Source organism: Thermobifida alba (genome assembly GCF_023208015.1).
In the GTDB taxonomy this organism is placed as follows: domain Bacteria; phylum Actinomycetota; class Actinomycetes; order Streptosporangiales; family Streptosporangiaceae; genus Thermobifida; species Thermobifida alba.
On the sequence record NZ_CP051627.1, the window covers coordinates 841,618 to 858,290 of the forward strand.

Here is a 16,673-nt window from a genome sequence, read left to right on the forward strand (position 1 = left end):
AGGAGTTGCCGACATGTCCATGATGCCGCACACCCCGCCGTTCCCGCCTCCCGTGACGGGGGCGTGGCCGTGCCGGATCTACCCCGGCGACCTCGCGCACGCCGCCCGCGTGCGCGCCGAGGTCCGCGCCGACCTCGCCGCCCTGCCCGGCACGGGCGCCGACCTGGTCGACGCCGTCGAACTGTGCGCCGGCGAAGCCTTCGCCAACGCCGTGGCCCACACCCGCTCCGGCCGGGCGGGCGGTCGGGTGGTGCGCGCCCTCACCCGGCCCGCCCCCGACCGGCTGCGCCTGGCCGTCGTCGACGACGGCACCCCCCACACCGCGCCCCGCATCCCGGTCGGGCGCACCGCCGAGGAATGGGCCACGGCCGAGACCGGGCGCGGCCTGCTGCTCATCAGTGCCCTGGCCGCCGCGTGGGGCACCCGGCCGGTAGTGGCCTTCCCCGGCTGCGCCCACCTCGGCACCGTCGTGTGGGCCGAGTTCGGCCCCGTCCGAACCGAGGCGGCCCGATGAGCCGCGCCCTCACACCCCGCGTGCGCAGCGTCCTGGGCACCCCGCACGGCCGCCGCTTCTCCCACACCCCCGCCCCGCCGCCCGCGCGGCGGCTCACCGAGGCCGAACGCCTCGCCCGGGAGAAGGCCCTGCTGGAGCAGATGCGCGACAACCCGTGGGTGGCCCGCCGCATCAGGGAGGGCGAACTGCCCGCCTGGATGCGCGCCACTCCCACCCGCGTGGAGTTCCCCGAAGTCCCGGCGCGTCCCCGCCCGGGCACCCGCCGGCGTCGCCGCCTCCGCGTGCCCGTCCCCGCCCCGGTCCTGGACACCCTCGGCTACGCCCTGGCCGTGGCCGCCGGAGCCCTCGCCCACCACCTCGGCACCCTCCTCGGCCACCTCGGCTGACCCCGCACCGACGATCATGTCCCCAGTGCCATGCGAAGCACCGAAAACGGCACTGGGGACATGGTCACGTGGTGGGAGAAGAAGGCCCGGACCGCCGCCGCGACCTGCCCCTGCGGTCCCCCAACGGGGGGAGCCAGTGGGCCGGTGGTTGCGGTTCGATGCCGAACCGTGAAGACAGGGAATCGTGAAGAGACTCTTCGGACCAGCTCCGAGGGGGGCCGAAATTCAGGATTTCCCGGAGACGTTCCTGAGCCGGGGGAGAGGGAAGCGAAAGGGTGTCGGTGGGGAAAAGAGGAAAACCTTCTGGCGAGGACTGGGGGTTCCACGTCCGGTAGACGGCCTGGCAGTAGTGAGCCACCTCGAATACAGCGGACGTGCACTCCTCAGTCTGTTCGTCGACGGAGAGCCAGACCAGTCGATCCCCGGCGAGCAGACGCTCCCGGCTCAGGAGATCACCGTTGGGTGCAGTTCCCGTTCGGTTCAGATAGGGCACCGGGTCATCGCAGGAGTTCGGATCGTCGTCGCTGAACCCCGCTATGTGCTTCGCCGAAGAAGCTCCATGGAGTTCGAGGACGTCCCCCTCGGAATGGACCTCCCAGATGTCGACAACGGACGGCGGGCCACCTGCGAGCAGAGCGAGCGGATCGGTGTAGCGCAACCACACGAAGTGTTGGCCCGCCCGTAGCGGAAGGAAAACCCGGTGCTTGGCTCGCAGGCGGTGCAGTTTCTCCGAAGCCCAGGCGCGAATTCCATTGACAGCTTCGGCCGCTGTGTGTACTGCAGCGCAGGCCTGTTCCTCGGTGACTTCGAAGAACTCCTTGTCCTTTCGGAACCGGTGCTCGCCGAGCAGTTCATGTGTGTACCGCTCCACTGTGCGCGCGTTGAGGGTCGTGAGGCGAAGAGCAATGGTGAAGTCCTCGGGAACGGCTGTGCTCAGATCAGCGATCCGTTCCTCGACAAGACGCGAGGTGAAGCCGATCTTGACCAATTCGGGAAAACGGGGGTGGGTCAGGACGTAGACGAAGCCGGCTTCTGAATCGAGCATGAGCGGATCCTAGCGGCGACAGCTGACAGTCGAAGAGACGCAGGCTGTCCCGTGCCATACCGGAGAGGCGTCCCGTCCTCTTCACGTCGACCAGTGCGCTACCACCACCCTTCTCCCGGGATGCCAACGCCTCGAAAAGTGAGATTTTTGGGAGAGGATTCGCGTTCCGATGGTGTCAGCCCGGTTGCCGTACCAGATGCATTTTCCTCGTGAATGTGCTGATCACCAGAAGAGTGATCGGTGTTTTCTCTGAGGTGCGCAACGGACTTCACAGACATGTCCCGCTCTGGGAGACTGTCAATCGTTGCCCGTCCACGATCCCGCTGGGAGAAGCGATGTTCAAACTCCGTATCGGTCCTCCCCCGCACGAAGGTGGCGAGAGCGCCGCGGTGAACAGCTGTCCTGACATATGGGAACTCGACTCCGGCGACTTCGCGGTGATCGGCTTCGAACGCACCGCACAACTCCTGCCCCACCTTCCCCCCGATGCCTTCGTCGACCCGGGAGAGGCGATTGTTGTCCTGCCTCGCAGTGTCCTCGTGAAAGCTCGTGAGAACATTCCCCTCGAATAATCCGTTGCCCCGTCCCCGCGCGGTTCCCCGACGAGACGACCCCACCGGACCGTGACCGAACAGACCACCAGAGAAACCAGCGGAAGGCAGGACATAAGCATCTACCCGCCCGCCGAGTACTCCCGCCTGACCGTCGCCGACGGCCGTGTCGAGGAGTTCGGTGCGCTCTTCAACGAACTGCGCACCCGGTGGGTGAAGGTGGAACGCCTCCAGGAGTACGACGAGTCGCCCTTCGAGGGCTACCTGGCCTTCCGGCGCGGCGACCACGCCGAAGCCCAGCGGCTCGTCCGGGAGATGGTCAAAAGCCAGACCGGGTTCTACTCGCTGGTGCGGGAACGGGGCATCTCGATGGTCCGGGTCCGGATCTGCGACCTGCCGCTCAGCCCCTACCTGGTCCACTACGAGATGGCCGCCTACCTGGCCGACGTGGAGTGCGGCGAGGACATCCGCCTGGTCGACTCCGCCGATGTCGCCGACCTGCTCGCGCAGACGGGAGTCTCCGACTACGTCCTGTTCGACGACCGGCGGGTCGTCGCGCTCCTCTACGACGAGGACACGGCGAGGCTGCGCGAGGCGCGCCTGGTGGAGGACCCCGAACTCGTCGCCCGGTACGTCGCGCTCTCCGACGAACTGATCAACCGGTCGGCCCCGCTGCTGGACAGCCCGATCTACGCCTCCTGGCGAAAACGGTGAAACGCACCGCTTTCGCCCCGAACCGACAGGCCCCCGTCATCCCCTGGAAGAGTGCATGTCCGCCGAACTCGTGGAAGTGATCGGTTCAGTCTCCACCGCCGGAGCCACCACCCTGGTCACGGCGATGGTCGGCGACACCTGGAGCGCCGTACGGGACAGGGTGTCGCGCATCCTCAGCCGCAGTACCCCGGAGAAGGAGGCGGAACGCACCACCGTGATCGACGAGGTCCACGAAGAGGTCGTCCGCAATCCGGAAGGGGACCTCTCGGCGCAGCGGGAACGTCTCCGGGACCTGCTCAGGGAAGCGATGGTCGAGGACTTCCGGGTCGCCGAGGAACTCCTGGGGCTGATCAGGGAACTCACCCCGAACATCGGGACGCAGTTCGCCACCGGGAACCAGCACGCCCACGCCGAGGGTCAGGCCCAGCAGGCCGTGCAGTACAGCGGTACCCAGACCAACACCTTCACCCGCGACCCGCGGCGGTGACCCACCGCTGGACGCAACCATGGACGGACAGCAGGTCGCGCAGGCGCTGAACTCCGCCCAACAGGCGGCCCAGCACTCTGGGGTGCAGGTCAACACGTTCATCGGCGCGCTTCAGGCCAAGTCCGTGGCATCGGCGGCTCCACCGATCGCGCTGCCGCAGCGCCGCATACCGCCAGACTTCCTCCGAGGCCGCACCGAAACACTCCGCCTGGCGGAGGAACAACTCGTCCGTGCCCGCGAGGCGGAGGCACAGGCAACCTCCACCGTGGTGCTGCACGGAATCGGCGGCGTCGGCAAGACCACCCTCGCTCTGGAACTCGCCCACCGGGCGGCAGGACGGGGAACGCGGGTCTGGTGGCTCAACGGAAGCAGCACAACGGTCCTGACCGCCGCACTGCACGCCCTGGCCTTTGCCGCCGGAGCGGCCGACACCGAGTTCGACCACGCCCATCCCGCCGACGTCCTCTGGAACAATCTGGACTCGTACGGCGGCCCCTGGCTGGTGGTGCTCGACAACGTCGACGACCCGGACGTCCTGTCCGTGGACGGCGGAACCCTCACAGCGGGAACGGGATGGCTGCGCCCCACCGGGCAGCAGGGCTCAGTCCTGGTCACCAGCCGCGACGGCCGAAGAAACCGATGGCCTTCCTGGACGACGATGCTGCCCGTGGAATCACTCACCCCTGACGACGGGGCGCAGGTACTCCTCGACCTGGCGCCCGAAGGCGGGACGCACGGGGACGCACGGGCACTGGCCGCCGCCCTGGGAGGAGTCCCGCTCGCTCTGGAACTGGCGGGACGATACCTGGCCTCGGCCGCCACCGACCCGTTCCCGCCACCGGACGCGATCACCTCCTTCACGGACTACCGGGCATTCTTCGAACAGAGGCTGACCGCGCTGCCCCTGGACGAAGCCCCGCCCTCCGGTGGCCGTGACCGGCGCGTGCTGTCGACGACCTGGGAGATCTCCCTCGACCTCCTCACCGCCCAGGGACATGAGTTCGCGCGTCCGCTGCTCCGACTGCTGGCGTGTTCGGCCGCGACTCCCCTTCCGTACCGACCGTTCCTCGACCTCAGAATCCTCGGACGGCACGAACTCTTCGCGGGCGTCTCCCACGGGCGGCTCGGCGGTTCGCTGCGGGCGCTGGCGAGACTCGGCCTGATCGCCTTCGAGACCGCTGACGGAGCCGAAGCCGAATGGGGCCGCACGGTCACCCTGCACCCCCTGGTCCGCGCCGTGACCCGGGGCAACCTGAAACGTTCGGGAATGTTCGAGAACTGCCGGGACCTGTTCGTCGACCTTCTCGAAGCCGCGAGCACCGGCCTTGACCCGGAGGACACCCGCGACTGGCCCCGGTGGGAACTTCTCGCCGAACACGCGCTGGCGGCGCTGTCCTCGGCGGCCGGGGCGCCGACGCCGGACCGCGACCGAGTGGCCCGGGCGCTGCGTCCAGCGCTGGGAGCCGCCTGGTACCAGTACATGGCCGGACGCTACGAGCGCTCCACCGGCGACCTGTCGACCATCCACGCCGCGGTCAGCTCCGTCTTCGGCCCCGAAGACCCCGCAACACTCCGGGTACGCAACAGGCTGGCCCGCTCCATGCGGGAGAGAGGCCACAGCGCGGCGGCGGAGAAGGAGTTCCGGGCAGTACTGGAGACCGCGCGGCGGGTGCTCGGCGACGAGCACCCGGAAACCCTGAGCATCCGCGTCAACCTGGCTCGCACGATTCGTGAACGGGGCGATTCCGTGACAGCCCAAACCGAGTTCGCGGACATCAGCCGAATGGCGCGCAGAGTCCTGGGCGACCACCACCCCGACACCCTGGCAGCCATGTACAACCTGGCCCGCACCCTGCGTGACCGGCAGCGGTACGCCGAGGCAGAGAGTCTCTACCGGGAAGCCCTCACTGCCTGACTCTCTGCCTTCCCGGCGACCGACCTCACCACCCTGGATCTCCGCTACGAACTCGCGGAGACCCTGCGGGAACGGGGAGCCTTCCAAGCCGCACTGGAGGAGTACCGGGAGGTGGCGGCCGTCGCAGACCGGGTCTACGGCGCAGACCATCCGAACACGCTGATCATCCGACACGGACTGGCTCTCGCACTGCTCGGCGTGGGACAGGCCGCGGAGGCGCGGAACGAACTGGCCGCGATCCTCGATATCCGGCGGTCGGTCCTCGGGGAGGACCATCCGGCGACCCGACAGACAGAAAGAGAACTCCGGGAGGCGACGCGGCCGGACACCCAGCGGTGACACTCACCGGTCCACGGCCCCGGCCGAGGGCCGCCGCGAAGGAACCGGTCAGGATCGACGTGTCCGCTCAATTCACTTTCGCTGTTTCACCGGCCCGAGCCGTCGCCTTCCGGATACGGTGGCGGACCGGAGCACCCGCCCGAAGGCTTCCGGAGGCCAAGAACCGAGTGACTGAGAACCACCGCGACCCGCTGGAACGAGGAAAAGCATGGACCTTTCTTCCCTGCTTGCCGATCTCACCGCCGAGGCCGACCGAAACGGTGTGCAGCAGTTCATCGTCGGCGCTGTCGTACAGCACGGCGGGAAGGTGCTGCTGCTTCAGCGACCCCGGGACGACTTCATGGGTGGGATCTTCGAGTTGCCGAGCGGCAAGGTCGAAGCGGGGGAGGCACTGGACGCCGCGCTGGTTCGGGAGGTCGCCGAAGGGACCGGCCTGGACGTGACCGCCGTCGGTGGCTACCTCGGCAGCTTCGACTACGTTTCCGGCAGCGGGAAGAGGAGCCGACAGTTCACCTTCGCGGTGGACGTGGCCACACCCGAACCCGTGGCACTCCAGGAGTGCGACGGCCACACCTGGACGCCCCTCACCGACGACCAGCCCGTGGCCGACGAGGTGAAAGCCGTGCTGAACACCTATCGGGAAGCACAGAACAGGTGACCTCGTACCGGCACGGCAGCCATGCTGCCCGTGATAGAGAACCGAAGGTTTGGAGCCCCGAGTTGCCCCGCCCCGAGTACGTGTTCGACACCAGGCACGACCGCTACCCGCTGGCCGTGCACGTCTTCCTCCTCGACGGGCACGGTCGGGTGCTGTTGATGCGCCGGGCTGGCAGCGGGTACGCCGACGGCCAACTCGGCCTGCCTGCGGGCCACGTCGACCTCGGGGAGACACCCATCGAGTGCGCGGTGCGGGAGGTCGCCGAGGAGGTGGGGATCATCCTGGACCCGGGACGGCTGAGGGCGTGCGGGACGATGTTTCGACGCTCCCTGGAACCGAGGGTGGATCTCTTCTTCACCGCGTCGGAGTGGGACGGCGAGCCGCGGATCCGGGAACCGCACAAGTGCAGCGAACTCGTCTGGGCGGACCCGGACGCGCTGCCCGACGACGCGCTGGACTTCCTGGCCCAGGCGTGGGCGGACGCGCGGACCGGTCGGATACTCCGCGAGTACGGCTTCGAACACTCACGAAAGTGACAGCGCTGCCACGGTCGGGTTCAGAACCGCCGTGGCAGCGGCACTCCGGTGCACCTGACGACCAGACATCCCGCTCCGCGAAGCGGAGATCGAGCGACCGGCCGGAAGACAGGACATGAGCATCTATCCACCCACCGAGTACTCCCGCCTGACCGTCGCCGCCGCCCTGCTCCTCGGCCGTCCCCGCCCAGGCCCCCGCCGGCGTCGCCGCCTCCGCGTGCCCGTCCCCGCCCCGGTCCTGGACGCCCTCGGCTACGCCCTGGCCGTGGCCGCCGGAGCCCTCGCCCACCACCTCGGCACCCTCCTCGGCCACCTCGGCTGACCCGGGAACCGGCTGTCCTCTTTCCGGGAACCCGAAAAGAGGACAGCCGTACGGGCAGAGAAAAATCCGGTCCTCCCCGAACCGAAAGAGTTGATTCCTTGGAAGAGGGGGTCTGGTGGCGCACTCGGCCCCGGACTTGCTGCGGGCGAGGCAGCGGCGGTCCTGGAACCGAGTGCGCTTGACAGGGCCGTTCTGAAGTACGAGAGTCAGTGACCAACCCGGCTCTTCGTGAGATGAAGGAGAACTCGTTGGCCTTCAGGTTTATCGGGAAATGGAACCGTTCACCGGACGGTGACTCTCCGGCCCTGTGGATGGATGAAGAGACAGGTGATGTGATCCTGCAAGGATGGAAGATCGACGATCAGGAAGAGATAGCGGAACTATTGGAGACCTCCGAGCGTTCCGAAATACCCGAGAATGAGACGGTCATCCGTTTTCCCGCAGACATGGTGAACCTGCTCCGGGAGGTGGCTGACGGTGGGTTCGCCGGTTCCGACCCCCGCTGAGCTGCTGGAGAAAGCCGAACGATCGGCGGTGCATCTGGAGATGCGCGACGGCTACATGCGTTCGGACCCGAAATTCATCGCCTGGCAGAGCGGTCACCATCCCGACCCCACCGACCGGGAGCAGTGGTGGCGACCGTGGCATGACGTCGTCGCCTCAGCCGTCGAACGAGGCGTGGTGGTCCGTCGGGCGCGGATCGTCTCCGAACCGGTGAGCGAGTACATCCGCTTCGAATACGACATCACCTACCAGAACATCGCTGCGGGAGAACAGGTGCGCTGGCTGCCCCGCCGCCGTGCCTCCGACCTGGCCCTTCCAGGAAACGACTTCTGGCTGTTCGACGGACGGCTGGTGCTGTGGAACCACTTCACCGGTGACGGCGAGCTCTCCCCGGAAGGCAAGGAGATCTCCGCGGACCGGGCGGTCGTCGAACTGTGCGCCACAGCGTTCGAGTCCGTGTGGCAGCGCGGGATCGACCACGCGGACTATCGCGTGTGATCAAGCCTTCGTCCTTCTTCTAGCCTGGGGGTGTGTCCACCTCCTCAATGCTGCAACAGGCCCGGCAGGCACTCGCGGTCAGACTGCGAGAAATCCGGGTGGAAGCTGGGCTTACCGCCAGTGCTCTGGCCGCGGCGGCTGGATGGCACCGCACCAAGGTTTCCAAACTGGAACACTCGGCCACGATGCCCTCTGCCGAGGACATCAGGACCTGGTGTCGCCTGTGCGGTGCGGAGGACCAGGCAGCGGAGCTGGTGTCTTCTCTGGTCGCTGTGGACACGATGTGGACCGAGTGGCGGCGACTGGAACGTACCGGACTGCGCCACGTCCAAGAGGCAGTGCTTCCGCTGTGGGAGCGGACTCGAAGGATCAGGATCTACTCGTCCTGGCTGATTCCCGGTCCGCTGCAAACCGAAGGCTATATACGTGCCCTTCTCGATGCGACACGACGCCGCCGGAAACTGCTTGACGACGTTGACCAGGCGACAGCGGTCCGCCTCGCCAAACAAGACGTCCTGTACAAGGGGGAGCACCGATTCGCGATCCTGCTGGAAGAGTCGGTGCTGCGTTACCGGATCGGTGGTCCCGCCGTCCTTGAAACACAGCTCCGCCATCTTCTGAGCGTCATGTCACTTCCCTCTGTGAGCCTGGGGATCATTCCGCTGGACGCCGACCGGTCACTGCTCCGCCCGGTCGAAATGTTCTTTATGTTCGATGAGGTACAGGTCAACGTAGAGTTCGTCTCTGGTTGGCTACGGGTCACGACTCCCCGGGAGATCGCCATGTACGACCAGACCTTCGGATTGCTTTCGCGGATGGCGGTCCACGGAAAACGGGCGCGCGAAATAGTCGTCAACGCTCTCGACATCTTGGGCGGCTGAGTTTCTGCACACTCGTGCACACTCGTTGAGGCCACTCCTCCGCTGCTTCTACCGTCGTGGACGTAATCATCCACGGCCAGAGAAACACGGAAGGTGACGTTTATGGCCGTTATCGAACAGCGCTGCGGCGTCCAAGAGGTGAGCCGGGAGGCCGCACGCACGGAACTGGCGCGGTTCTTCACCGTCATGGAGACGGCGGAGAAGGCACCGGAGATGTTCTCCGCCTACATCGACGCCGAGTGGCACCGGCTGTTGGGCAGCCGCGAATACGAGGCCCTGTGCCTGGAGGCGGTCGGTCGGCTCGTCGGGCACCGGGCTGACGCCGGACAGGGGACGCCGTCGTGGCTGGAGGTGTACCACGAGCGCTACGGCAACCTCCCCAGGGTGTGGTTCGCCGACGCCGAGGGCACCGTGGACGAGGAGATGTACAAGCGCTACCTGGCCACCCGGGTCTCCGGGCAGCGGGCTGAGCAGCGTCCGCTGATCGTGTCCTGGGACTGCACCCCCACCACCAACGACGAAGACGAGTAGTTATCCCGATCTTGCGGACCGAACAGTCCTAGGGCGGGGGAACTGCATGCCGCCCCCGCCCAGCCCGAACTGACCCATTTCCGAGGACATTGATGCACTGTGTCGTCTCCGCTACCGCCGATCCGGCCGAAATCCACCCCGGGTTGGTCGCACACCAGCAGGACATGATTGCCAGATGCCCCTATCTGGGACCGTCGGTGCAGCGCGGACTGACCTTGTGGTCCGCTTACCAAGCCGCACCCGGGGAGCAGGCCGACCTGTTCGCCATGTTGCTCGGGCACGCTGAGGAACTGCGGGTCGCCCGCCGCTCCACGGGGATACTGGCCTGCCGCAACATAGCTGTGCTGGGGCCGAAAGACCAGGAGGAAGCGCGTCGGCTGCTGCAATGGCCTGCCTGGTTGGCCCGTAATCTCTACGCTCCGGTCCGGCTGATGGTGGGCAGGTTCTGGACCGGTGTGGAACTCACCGACAGCCGAGGCAGGGCCATGCTTCCTCCACCGGTGGCGTTCTTCTCCCTGCGCACGGCCATACCAAGTCGAGACGGACTGTTTCTCGCTGAGAAAGTTCCCCAGGTCATGGAGGTTCTGGCCCAAGCACCACCCGATGACGGCCGGGACGTCCTCCGAAGCGTCCTCGGACACGAGGTTGCCGATCCGGCGGCGGTCTACCACCATCTCAAGGCCCGCTTCCCCGTCCCCGACACACCCCGAGCACGGTGAGGCGCGATGTTCTCCTTTCCTCTCGACGATGATGCCGAACTGCGTCTGCTGGGGCCCTGGCATGCCGAAGCGCTATTCGCCTGTGTGGAGGAGAACCGCGAGTACCTGGCGTCGCGGACTTTCATAGCAGATCGAGTCCGTGACCTCACCGGTGCCCGCCGTCTCCTCCAGGAGTACACACGCCAACACGTCCGCGACACCGGCCATTACGGAGGGATCTGGCTGAACGGTCACCTGGTTGGTGCCGCGATGTTCCGAAGCTTCGACCCCTGCATGGCTACCGCCGAGGTCGGTGCGTGGCTTGTGCCGGAGGCTCATGGCCGAAGATTGGCAACTCAGGCGCTACGGCACCTGATCGACTGGGCCATCAACCAGCGGGGAATCCAACGTGTTCAACTCCAGAGCAGCCCGCGCAACACGCATGGTCGCTCTCTTGCCCGACGCCTCGGGATGACCTATGAGGGCACACTCCGCAGCGCTGTCATGGTCAACGGTGTCCGTCACGACAGCGACGTTTGGGCTGTTCTCGCTCATGAGTGGTCCGCCCCGCCGACTGAAGAGAAGTAAGGCTGACCGTCGCCGCCGCCCTGCTCCTCGGCCGTCCCCGCCGCGCTGACGTGGCCTAGAGCGGCTCTGACGACCATGGTTCTGGGGCCATCGTGGGTGTCTGTGATGGCACTGGGGACATGATCACGTAGCACCGCGGCCGGGGTTGTCCACAGGGCGCGCGTCGGGGTGGCCGCAGCCCGAGTGCGGTGGCCAGGGTGGGGGCATGGTTTCCTCCGCTCTCCACCGTTCCCACGCTCCCCTCTCCCTGGCCCTGGGCGTGGCCGCGCGGCAGCACGGACTGCTCACCTGGGCCCAGGCGCGCTCCTGCGGGCTGCCCCGGGGCGACGTGCGCCGCCTGGTCCGCAGACAGGAGTGGCGCCGCCGCCTGCCCCGGGTCTACGCGGTGCGCGCCCTCACCGACGGGGGCGACGAGGCGGAGAGGCTGCGCCAGGCGGTCATGGCCGCCCAGCTCGCCCTGGGACCGGCCGCCTTCGCGGGGACGCACACCGCAGCCCGGCTGTGGGGCCTGCAGGGGCTGCGGCCCTGGGACGGCCAGGAGGTGCACATGGTCGTCCCCGCCCCCGCCGCCCAGCGGCAGATCACCGGCATCCGGCTGCACACCTGGGACACCGCGCCCGAGGAGGTCGCCCGGACCGGCTCGGGCCTGCGGCTGACCACGCCCGGCCGCACCCTGCGCGACCTGCTGCTGGACGTGGACCGCGCCACCGCCGTGTGCCTGCTCGACTCGGCGCTGCACCAGCGGCTGGTCCGCGCCGAGGACCTGGCCGCGCTGGAGGCCGCCAACCGGGGGCGGCGCGGCTGCCGCCGGAGCCGGCCGTGGTGGTCGCTGGCGGACGGGCGCGCGCAGAGCCCGCTGGAGACCCGGGTGCGCCTGGTCTGCGTCGACGGCGGACTGCCGCCCAGCGACCTGCAGCACCCGTTCCACGACGAGCGGGGCAACCTGCTGGCGCGCGTCGACTTCTGGTGGGCCGACCGGCGGCTCGTCGGCGAGGCCGACGGGCTGGGCCCGCACAGCCTCCCCGAGGCGCTGGCCCGCGACCGGGTCCGCCAGAACGCCCTGCAGGCGCACGTCCCGGGGGTGCGGATCGTCCGCTTCACCTGGGAGGACCTGAAACGGCCCGGATACATCCTCGCCACGGTCGCCGGAGCGGGCGGGGGAGTCCGGTGACCATGCCGTCGGGGACACGGAGGGCGCTGAAGGCGGCTCTGGGCACAGGCCGGTCCGGGACGGCGGCCCCGGCCGAGGCCCTAGGACTCGTTGCGGAGCACCGGGACGCCCAGTTCGCTGAGCAGGCGGAGCACGATCCCGACACCGAACAGTGCGACGCCGGGCCACAGCAGGCCGGGCGGCTCGTCCACGGAGTCGGCGGGACGGGGGTCGGCGGGGTCGTAGCGGACGTCGACCTCTTCGCCCTCCTCGGACACCCGGCTGCCGGTGGTCAGCTCGGTGGCCAACGCGTTCAGGCAGTCCAGCGTGTGGTCGTAGTAGGTGCGGGCGGTCGTGTTCTCCTCGCTGTCGGTCGAGGTCTCCACCCGGCTGTCGACCTGGAGCACCACGCACGCGTCGGTCACCCCGCGTGCGTGCAGCACGCGCTCCTCGATCGTGTCGGTGATCATGAACAGGCCGAGGACGAAGGCGAGGGAGGACCCGAAGAGCACCACGAAGCTGGTGTACCGGAGCTGGGGGAGCAGCACCAGGGCGTACCCGGTGAACCTGAGCAGGCCTATCAGCGTGCCTCCGACCTGGTTCTCGGCCAGCCACGCGGGACCGTACGCGACCTCCAGGGCCGTGCTGACGACGACGAGCACCAGTCCGGCGACCGGAGCCCCGACCGCGAACAGCAGCGCGACCAGCCACTCGGTCCACCCCCGGTTCATGCGGACGCCCCGTCTCCGTACGGTGCGGTCCCGCCGCCGAGCCGGTGGGGCGACCACAGAACCGGCGCCACGGCCGGGGCCGTCCGAACGGCCGCGGCGCACAGGGGGGAGGCGTCGCCGTTCCCGGCCGGCTGCGGGGAACGGCCGCGGCAGCACCCCCGGGGCCGGGGCGGTGCCGTCTTCGGGAATGGTGAGAAGCGCGCCACGCCATCCTCCGGTTCTCGCCGGCAGTCGTCTGTTAACCCAACAGACCGGGCGTCGCGGAGCAAGGTGACAGTAAAAACTGGCCGGAAGCGGACAATCGTCGAGGACCGGCGATCCGTGGTCGTGCCGCCGGTCGCGGGAGCGCCGAGGGCGGGTTCGGAAGCGGGAGCAGCCGGGGAGAGGCGACGGGACCGGGGGTCCGGTTCGTCGAGCCGCACCCTCGCCCCACAAGCCGTCGCCGCCCGTGTCGGGCTGCCACCGGCGTGGGGGTGAACCACACGGCCTCCGGTACGCTCCGGGCCTGCGTGCCCGGCACCGCGGCCCCTCCACCGGCACCACCCGGTCCGCCCGCGGTGCCGTCCGTTCCGGACGCGGCGGCGGACCGGTCAGGAGTCGCAGCTCTGGCAGCGCCGCACCGCGGAGCGGTCGGTGTTGCCGTGCGTGGCGCGGGCGGGGTTGGTGGGGCTGATGCGCCGCCACAGGTGCGGGTCGGGGTCGATGATCCACCCCCACAGCGGGGCCGCGATCTCGGAGTCGGACTGGTGCGTGCAGCCCAGCCGGTGGGCGATTCTGCGCGGGGAGATCAGGATCGTGCCGGGCGGAAAACCGCTGTCCGGGGACGTCCCGGACTCCGGGGCCCCGCTGTGCTCCGAGGCGGGACGCCGAGACGGGGAACAGGCGCATCCGGCGCCGACGAGCAGGTCGCAGTGGTCACAACGTCGCATGGCCCCATCATGGCGGCGACCGGTGACAGTCACCCGTCGCCGGCCGGGGAAGCGCCCGTCCCGCCCACCCGGCGGTGCCGGGACACCGCCGGGGCGGGCCCGTGTGTAGCGGGAGGGCGGCGGGGTAACCGGAACGGGTCAGCCACCGGAAGCGACGGGAGGCGCCGTGGCAGCACGGGTATCGCGGACGGCACACCGGTCGGGGGCACGCCGCGCGCAGATCGCGCTGCCCGGCACCGTCCTCGGCTTCGGCCTGGGCGGGTTCGTCGACGGCATCCTGCTCCACCAGATCCTGCAGTGGCACCACATGCTGTCCAGTGCCGGCAGCGACACCATCGGCCTGCGCCCCTATCCACCGGACACCGTGCCGGGCCTGCGGATGAACACGGTGTGGGACGGTGTCTTCCACGTGGTCGTCTGGCTGGCGGTGCTGGTCGGGCTGGCCCTGCTGTACTCGCGGGTGACCGAGGCCCGCGGCCGGGTGTGGGGATCGCGGGCGCTGTGGGGCTGGGTCCTGGTCGGCTGGGGCCTGTTCAACCTCGTCGAGGGCGTCGTCGACCACCACGTCCTCGGCATCCACCACGTGCGTCCGGGCCCCCACCAGCTCTGGTGGGACCTGGGGTTCCTCGCCCTGGGCGTCCTGCTGGCCGTCGGCGGGTGGCTGCTGCAGCGCGGCGCCGTCCCGGTCGGGACGGCGCCGTCCGCCGAGGAGGCCCGGCGGTGACCACCGCGCACGGCGCGCACACCGCCGTCGAGACACTGCCGGTGGCGGCCGTCGCCGCGCTCGCGGTGGGCTACCTGGTCCTGGCCGGGAGGCGGCGCCGCGAACCACGCGGCTGGAGCTCCTGGCGCACCGCGGCCTTCCTCGCCGGATGCGCGCTGCTGGCGTGGGCGCTGCTGCCGCAGGCCCTGCCCTTCGCCGCCGGCGACTTCCGCCGCCACATGCTCCAGCACCTGCTCATCGGCATGGTCGCGCCGCTGGGCCTGGTGCTGGCCGCCCCGGTCACCCTGCTGCTGCGCTCGGTGCCGTCCCGCACCGGGCAGCGGATCGGCCGCCTGCTGCACCTGGCTCCGGTGCGGCTGCTCGCCCACCCGGTCACCGCGCTGCTGCTCACCGTCGGCGGGCTCGCCGCGCTGTACTTCACCCCGCTGTACGCCGCGACCGGGCACCACCCGCTCCTGCACCACCTGGTGCACCTGCACTTCCTGCTCTCCGGTGTCCTGTTCGCGTGGGTGGTCGCCGGCCCCGACCCCGCGCCGCGGCGGCCGTCGGTCCCGGTGCGCCTGGTCGTGCTGGGCGTGGCCGTCGCCGCGCACGCCGCCCTGGCGCAGCTGATGTACGCCGGACTGCTCGTGGCGGTGGACGCTCCCGCCGACCAGGTGCGCGGCGGTGCGGAACTGATGTACTACGGCGGCGACATCGCCGAACTCCTGCTGGCCCTGGCGCTGCTGCTCACCTGGCGGCCCGACCGCCGCGTCCGGGGGAGTGCCGGGGGAGCCGGGCGTGTCGTGCCGGTGCGCGGAGAGCACCCGTGAGGGGCCGGGCCGCCTCACTCCTGTACCGGGCGCAACCGCAGGTCGTGCCGGTCTCCTTCCGCAGCGAACCGCAGCAGGGCCGCGGCCTCCTCGGCGACCTCGGCCCGCTGGGCGGCCGACAGCGGGGCGAAGAGCCGCACCGTCAGCACCGCCTCGCCGCGGCCGCGCCGCAGGTGCCACAGGCCGCGCACGAAGCCGTCTACGAGCAGCACCGGCTCCCAGCCGACGTGGGCGCGCTGCTCGTCGGTCATCAGGCGGCTGCGGTCGGCGTGGGCGAGCACCACGTTGTCCAGCAGGGCCAGGAACCGCGCGGGCGCGGCCGTGTCCGGGTCGGGCAGCGGCGCATCGGGCAGGTCGAACAGTTCCCGCCCGTCCTCGCCGCGGAACACGCGCAACCGCGGCCGCAGTTCCTCGACCACCTCGCGCAGCCGGGTCAGGCCGCTCCACGCCTGCACGTCGGCGACCGTGGCCGGACCGAACGCCGCCAGGTAGCGCAGCACCAGGTCGCCCGGTGCGGGGCGGTCCGCCAGGGGGCGGCCCAGCCACTGCTCGGCGAGCGTGAACGGGGTGGGGCCGTGCCGCCGCCACAGGCCGTCGGGCGGCGGGTGCAGGATCGGCAGCAGGTGCTGCACGGAGCGGGCCAGCGCCACGGGGTCGCGGCCGGGCCACCGCTCGGCCAGTGCCCGGCCCAGTTCGGGGCGCGGCACCACCCGGCCGTCCAGGAGTTCGCGTGCGGCGGCGGCCAGGTCGACCGGGTCGATCCCGGCCAGCGCCCGTTGGAAGTGCCCCCGCCAGACGCGTTCCTGCACCGGTTGCAGCAGCGGCCGGATCCACAGGTAGTCGTCGGCGGCCAGCAGGTGCTGGGTGCCTCGGAACAGGGTCGCGCGGACCACCCGGCGCCCGTACAGCAGGCGGGCCAGGTCCTCGACGGTGAAACCGGTGATGCGGTTCCACAGCCCCAGGTACGGCGGGTCGGGGTCCTGGCCCTGCAGGCCGACCAGGTGGGCGACCACCTCCGACGCGGAGCGGTCGGTGCGGCGCAGCAGCAGCTGCCGCTCCAGGGTCGCCCGGTTCAGGGCGCGGCGTCCCAGGGGTGTCATGGTGTCCGCTGCCTTTCCGCGCGGGGGTCGGACGCCCACCGCACAGCCCCAGACTAGAAG

Annotated in this window: 23 protein-coding genes; 19 read left to right on the top strand and 4 right to left on the bottom strand. The window is 69.7% G+C overall.

Going from position 1 to position 16,673, the window contains the following annotated elements; all coding sequences use genetic code 11:
* Window positions 1-13: 13 nt before the first annotated feature.
* Together FOF52_RS03840 and FOF52_RS03845 are read left to right on the top strand one after the other, a co-directional pair.
* Window positions 14-514 (top strand): ATP-binding protein, encoded by a 501-nt coding sequence (locus FOF52_RS03840; RefSeq protein ID WP_248592459.1) that lies wholly within the window; start codon window positions 14-16, stop codon window positions 512-514.
* On the top strand, window positions 511-900 hold the full coding sequence (locus tag FOF52_RS03845; protein ID WP_248592460.1) for a hypothetical protein: 390 nt from the start codon (window positions 511-513) through the stop codon (window positions 898-900). The genes FOF52_RS03840 and FOF52_RS03845 overlap by 4 nt, the downstream gene beginning before the upstream one ends.
* Before the next feature lie 64 nt (window positions 901-964).
* Here FOF52_RS03845 and FOF52_RS03850 read toward each other — a convergent pair whose 3' ends face one another.
* Window positions 965-1,945 carry a GIY-YIG nuclease family protein gene (locus tag FOF52_RS03850; protein WP_248592461.1) on the bottom strand — a complete coding sequence of 327 codons (981 nt, stop codon included), beginning with the start codon at window positions 1,943-1,945 and terminating at the stop codon, window positions 965-967.
* A gap of 209 nt (window positions 1,946-2,154) precedes the next feature.
* Between FOF52_RS03850 and FOF52_RS03855 the strand changes: the two genes are divergently transcribed.
* The 15 genes from FOF52_RS03855 (at window position 2,155) to FOF52_RS03925 (ending at window position 12,338) form a co-directional block, all read left to right on the top strand.
* A complete protein-coding gene (locus FOF52_RS03855; protein ID WP_248592462.1) occupies window positions 2,155-2,517 on the top strand; it encodes a hypothetical protein in 363 nt (120 codons plus the stop codon).
* Window positions 2,518-2,568: 51 nt separating this feature from the next.
* Window positions 2,569-3,210 (top strand): DUF6879 family protein, encoded by a 642-nt coding sequence (locus FOF52_RS03860; RefSeq protein ID WP_248592463.1) that lies wholly within the window; start codon window positions 2,569-2,571, stop codon window positions 3,208-3,210.
* 55 nt (window positions 3,211-3,265) lie between these two features.
* Window positions 3,266-3,697 carry a hypothetical protein gene (locus tag FOF52_RS03865; RefSeq protein ID WP_248592464.1) on the top strand — a complete coding sequence of 144 codons (432 nt, stop codon included), beginning with the start codon at window positions 3,266-3,268 and terminating at the stop codon, window positions 3,695-3,697.
* A 19-nt stretch (window positions 3,698-3,716) separates the two neighbouring features.
* Window positions 3,717-5,612 carry a tetratricopeptide repeat protein gene (locus FOF52_RS03870; protein WP_248592465.1) on the top strand — a complete coding sequence of 632 codons (1,896 nt, stop codon included), beginning with the start codon at window positions 3,717-3,719 and terminating at the stop codon, window positions 5,610-5,612.
* A 33-nt stretch (window positions 5,613-5,645) separates the two neighbouring features.
* Window positions 5,646-5,951 carry a tetratricopeptide repeat protein gene (locus FOF52_RS03875; protein ID WP_282574040.1) on the top strand — a complete coding sequence of 102 codons (306 nt, stop codon included), beginning with the start codon at window positions 5,646-5,648 and terminating at the stop codon, window positions 5,949-5,951.
* Window positions 5,952-6,159: 208 nt separating this feature from the next.
* Window positions 6,160-6,609, top strand: coding sequence for an NUDIX hydrolase (locus FOF52_RS03880; RefSeq protein ID WP_248592466.1), 450 nt, complete (start codon window positions 6,160-6,162; stop codon window positions 6,607-6,609).
* Window positions 6,610-6,671: 62 nt separating this feature from the next.
* A complete protein-coding gene (locus FOF52_RS03885) occupies window positions 6,672-7,145 on the top strand; it encodes an NUDIX hydrolase (RefSeq protein ID WP_248592467.1) in 474 nt (157 codons plus the stop codon).
* A gap of 115 nt (window positions 7,146-7,260) precedes the next feature.
* Window positions 7,261-7,467 (top strand): hypothetical protein, encoded by a 207-nt coding sequence (locus FOF52_RS03890; protein WP_068758509.1) that lies wholly within the window; start codon window positions 7,261-7,263, stop codon window positions 7,465-7,467.
* 209 nt (window positions 7,468-7,676) lie between these two features.
* Complete coding sequence (locus FOF52_RS03895; RefSeq protein WP_157080265.1) at window positions 7,677-7,973, top strand: hypothetical protein; 297 nt, start codon at window positions 7,677-7,679, stop codon at window positions 7,971-7,973.
* Window positions 7,945-8,469, top strand: a complete 525-nt coding sequence (locus FOF52_RS03900) for a DUF6879 family protein (RefSeq protein ID WP_083948408.1) — start codon at window positions 7,945-7,947, stop codon at window positions 8,467-8,469. Before FOF52_RS03895 ends, FOF52_RS03900 begins: the two co-directional genes overlap by 29 nt.
* Window positions 8,470-8,501: 32 nt before the next feature.
* Window positions 8,502-9,350, top strand: coding sequence for a DUF5753 domain-containing protein (locus FOF52_RS03905; protein WP_248592468.1), 849 nt, complete (start codon window positions 8,502-8,504; stop codon window positions 9,348-9,350).
* Window positions 9,351-9,452: 102 nt separating this feature from the next.
* Window positions 9,453-9,881, top strand: a complete 429-nt coding sequence (locus tag FOF52_RS03910) for a glycine-rich domain-containing protein (protein WP_068758511.1) — start codon at window positions 9,453-9,455, stop codon at window positions 9,879-9,881.
* 92 nt (window positions 9,882-9,973) lie between these two features.
* Entirely contained in the window at window positions 9,974-10,600 is a 627-nt protein-coding gene (locus tag FOF52_RS03915; protein ID WP_083948410.1) for a hypothetical protein, read from the top strand.
* 6 nt (window positions 10,601-10,606) lie between these two features.
* Window positions 10,607-11,167 carry a GNAT family N-acetyltransferase gene (locus FOF52_RS03920; protein WP_248592469.1) on the top strand — a complete coding sequence of 187 codons (561 nt, stop codon included), beginning with the start codon at window positions 10,607-10,609 and terminating at the stop codon, window positions 11,165-11,167.
* Window positions 11,168-11,372: 205 nt separating this feature from the next.
* Window positions 11,373-12,338 (top strand): type IV toxin-antitoxin system AbiEi family antitoxin domain-containing protein, encoded by a 966-nt coding sequence (locus FOF52_RS03925; protein WP_248592470.1) that lies wholly within the window; start codon window positions 11,373-11,375, stop codon window positions 12,336-12,338.
* A gap of 80 nt (window positions 12,339-12,418) precedes the next feature.
* On the opposite strand, the gene FOF52_RS03930 is transcribed toward FOF52_RS03925, so the two are convergent.
* Both FOF52_RS03930 and FOF52_RS03935 read right to left on the bottom strand, forming a co-directional pair.
* Window positions 12,419-13,048, bottom strand: coding sequence for a hypothetical protein (locus FOF52_RS03930; protein ID WP_248592471.1), 630 nt, complete (start codon window positions 13,046-13,048; stop codon window positions 12,419-12,421).
* 590 nt (window positions 13,049-13,638) lie between these two features.
* Window positions 13,639-13,977 carry a hypothetical protein gene (locus tag FOF52_RS03935; protein WP_068758516.1) on the bottom strand — a complete coding sequence of 113 codons (339 nt, stop codon included), beginning with the start codon at window positions 13,975-13,977 and terminating at the stop codon, window positions 13,639-13,641.
* A 166-nt stretch (window positions 13,978-14,143) separates the two neighbouring features.
* Between FOF52_RS03935 and FOF52_RS03940 the strand changes: the two genes are divergently transcribed.
* Window positions 14,144-14,701: a DUF2243 domain-containing protein gene (locus tag FOF52_RS03940; RefSeq protein ID WP_248592472.1), complete on the top strand. Its 558-nt coding sequence runs from the start codon at window positions 14,144-14,146 to the stop codon at window positions 14,699-14,701.
* Window positions 14,698-15,513, top strand: a complete 816-nt coding sequence (locus tag FOF52_RS03945; protein ID WP_248592473.1) for a cytochrome c oxidase assembly protein — start codon at window positions 14,698-14,700, stop codon at window positions 15,511-15,513. Before FOF52_RS03940 ends, FOF52_RS03945 begins: the two co-directional genes overlap by 4 nt.
* 14 nt (window positions 15,514-15,527) lie before the next feature.
* Here FOF52_RS03945 and FOF52_RS03950 read toward each other — a convergent pair whose 3' ends face one another.
* On the bottom strand, window positions 15,528-16,613 hold the full coding sequence (locus FOF52_RS03950) for a winged helix DNA-binding domain-containing protein (RefSeq protein WP_248592474.1): 1,086 nt from the start codon (window positions 16,611-16,613) through the stop codon (window positions 15,528-15,530).
* Window positions 16,614-16,673: the final 60 nt, after the last annotated feature.

Coding starts and splice junctions, on each gene's coding strand:
- FOF52_RS03915 (WP_083948410.1), top strand. CDS start 9,974: ATGCACTGTGTCGTCTCCGCTACCGCCGATCCGGCCGAAATCCACCCC.
- FOF52_RS03890 (WP_068758509.1), top strand. CDS start 7,261: ATGAGCATCTATCCACCCACCGAGTACTCCCGCCTGACCGTCGCCGCC.
- FOF52_RS03930 (WP_248592471.1), bottom strand. CDS start 13,048: ATGAACCGGGGGTGGACCGAGTGGCTGGTCGCGCTGCTGTTCGCGGTC.
- FOF52_RS03910 (WP_068758511.1), top strand. CDS start 9,453: ATGGCCGTTATCGAACAGCGCTGCGGCGTCCAAGAGGTGAGCCGGGAG.
- FOF52_RS03935 (WP_068758516.1), bottom strand. CDS start 13,977: ATGCGACGTTGTGACCACTGCGACCTGCTCGTCGGCGCCGGATGCGCC.
- FOF52_RS03850 (WP_248592461.1), bottom strand. CDS start 1,945: ATGCTCGATTCAGAAGCCGGCTTCGTCTACGTCCTGACCCACCCCCGT.
- FOF52_RS03880 (WP_248592466.1), top strand. CDS start 6,160: ATGGACCTTTCTTCCCTGCTTGCCGATCTCACCGCCGAGGCCGACCGA.
- FOF52_RS03840 (WP_248592459.1), top strand. CDS start 14: ATGTCCATGATGCCGCACACCCCGCCGTTCCCGCCTCCCGTGACGGGG.
- FOF52_RS03925 (WP_248592470.1), top strand. CDS start 11,373: ATGGTTTCCTCCGCTCTCCACCGTTCCCACGCTCCCCTCTCCCTGGCC.
- FOF52_RS03865 (WP_248592464.1), top strand. CDS start 3,266: ATGTCCGCCGAACTCGTGGAAGTGATCGGTTCAGTCTCCACCGCCGGA.
- FOF52_RS03950 (WP_248592474.1), bottom strand. CDS start 16,613: ATGACACCCCTGGGACGCCGCGCCCTGAACCGGGCGACCCTGGAGCGG.
- FOF52_RS03845 (WP_248592460.1), top strand. CDS start 511: ATGAGCCGCGCCCTCACACCCCGCGTGCGCAGCGTCCTGGGCACCCCG.
- FOF52_RS03920 (WP_248592469.1), top strand. CDS start 10,607: ATGTTCTCCTTTCCTCTCGACGATGATGCCGAACTGCGTCTGCTGGGG.
- FOF52_RS03870 (WP_248592465.1), top strand. CDS start 3,717: ATGGACGGACAGCAGGTCGCGCAGGCGCTGAACTCCGCCCAACAGGCG.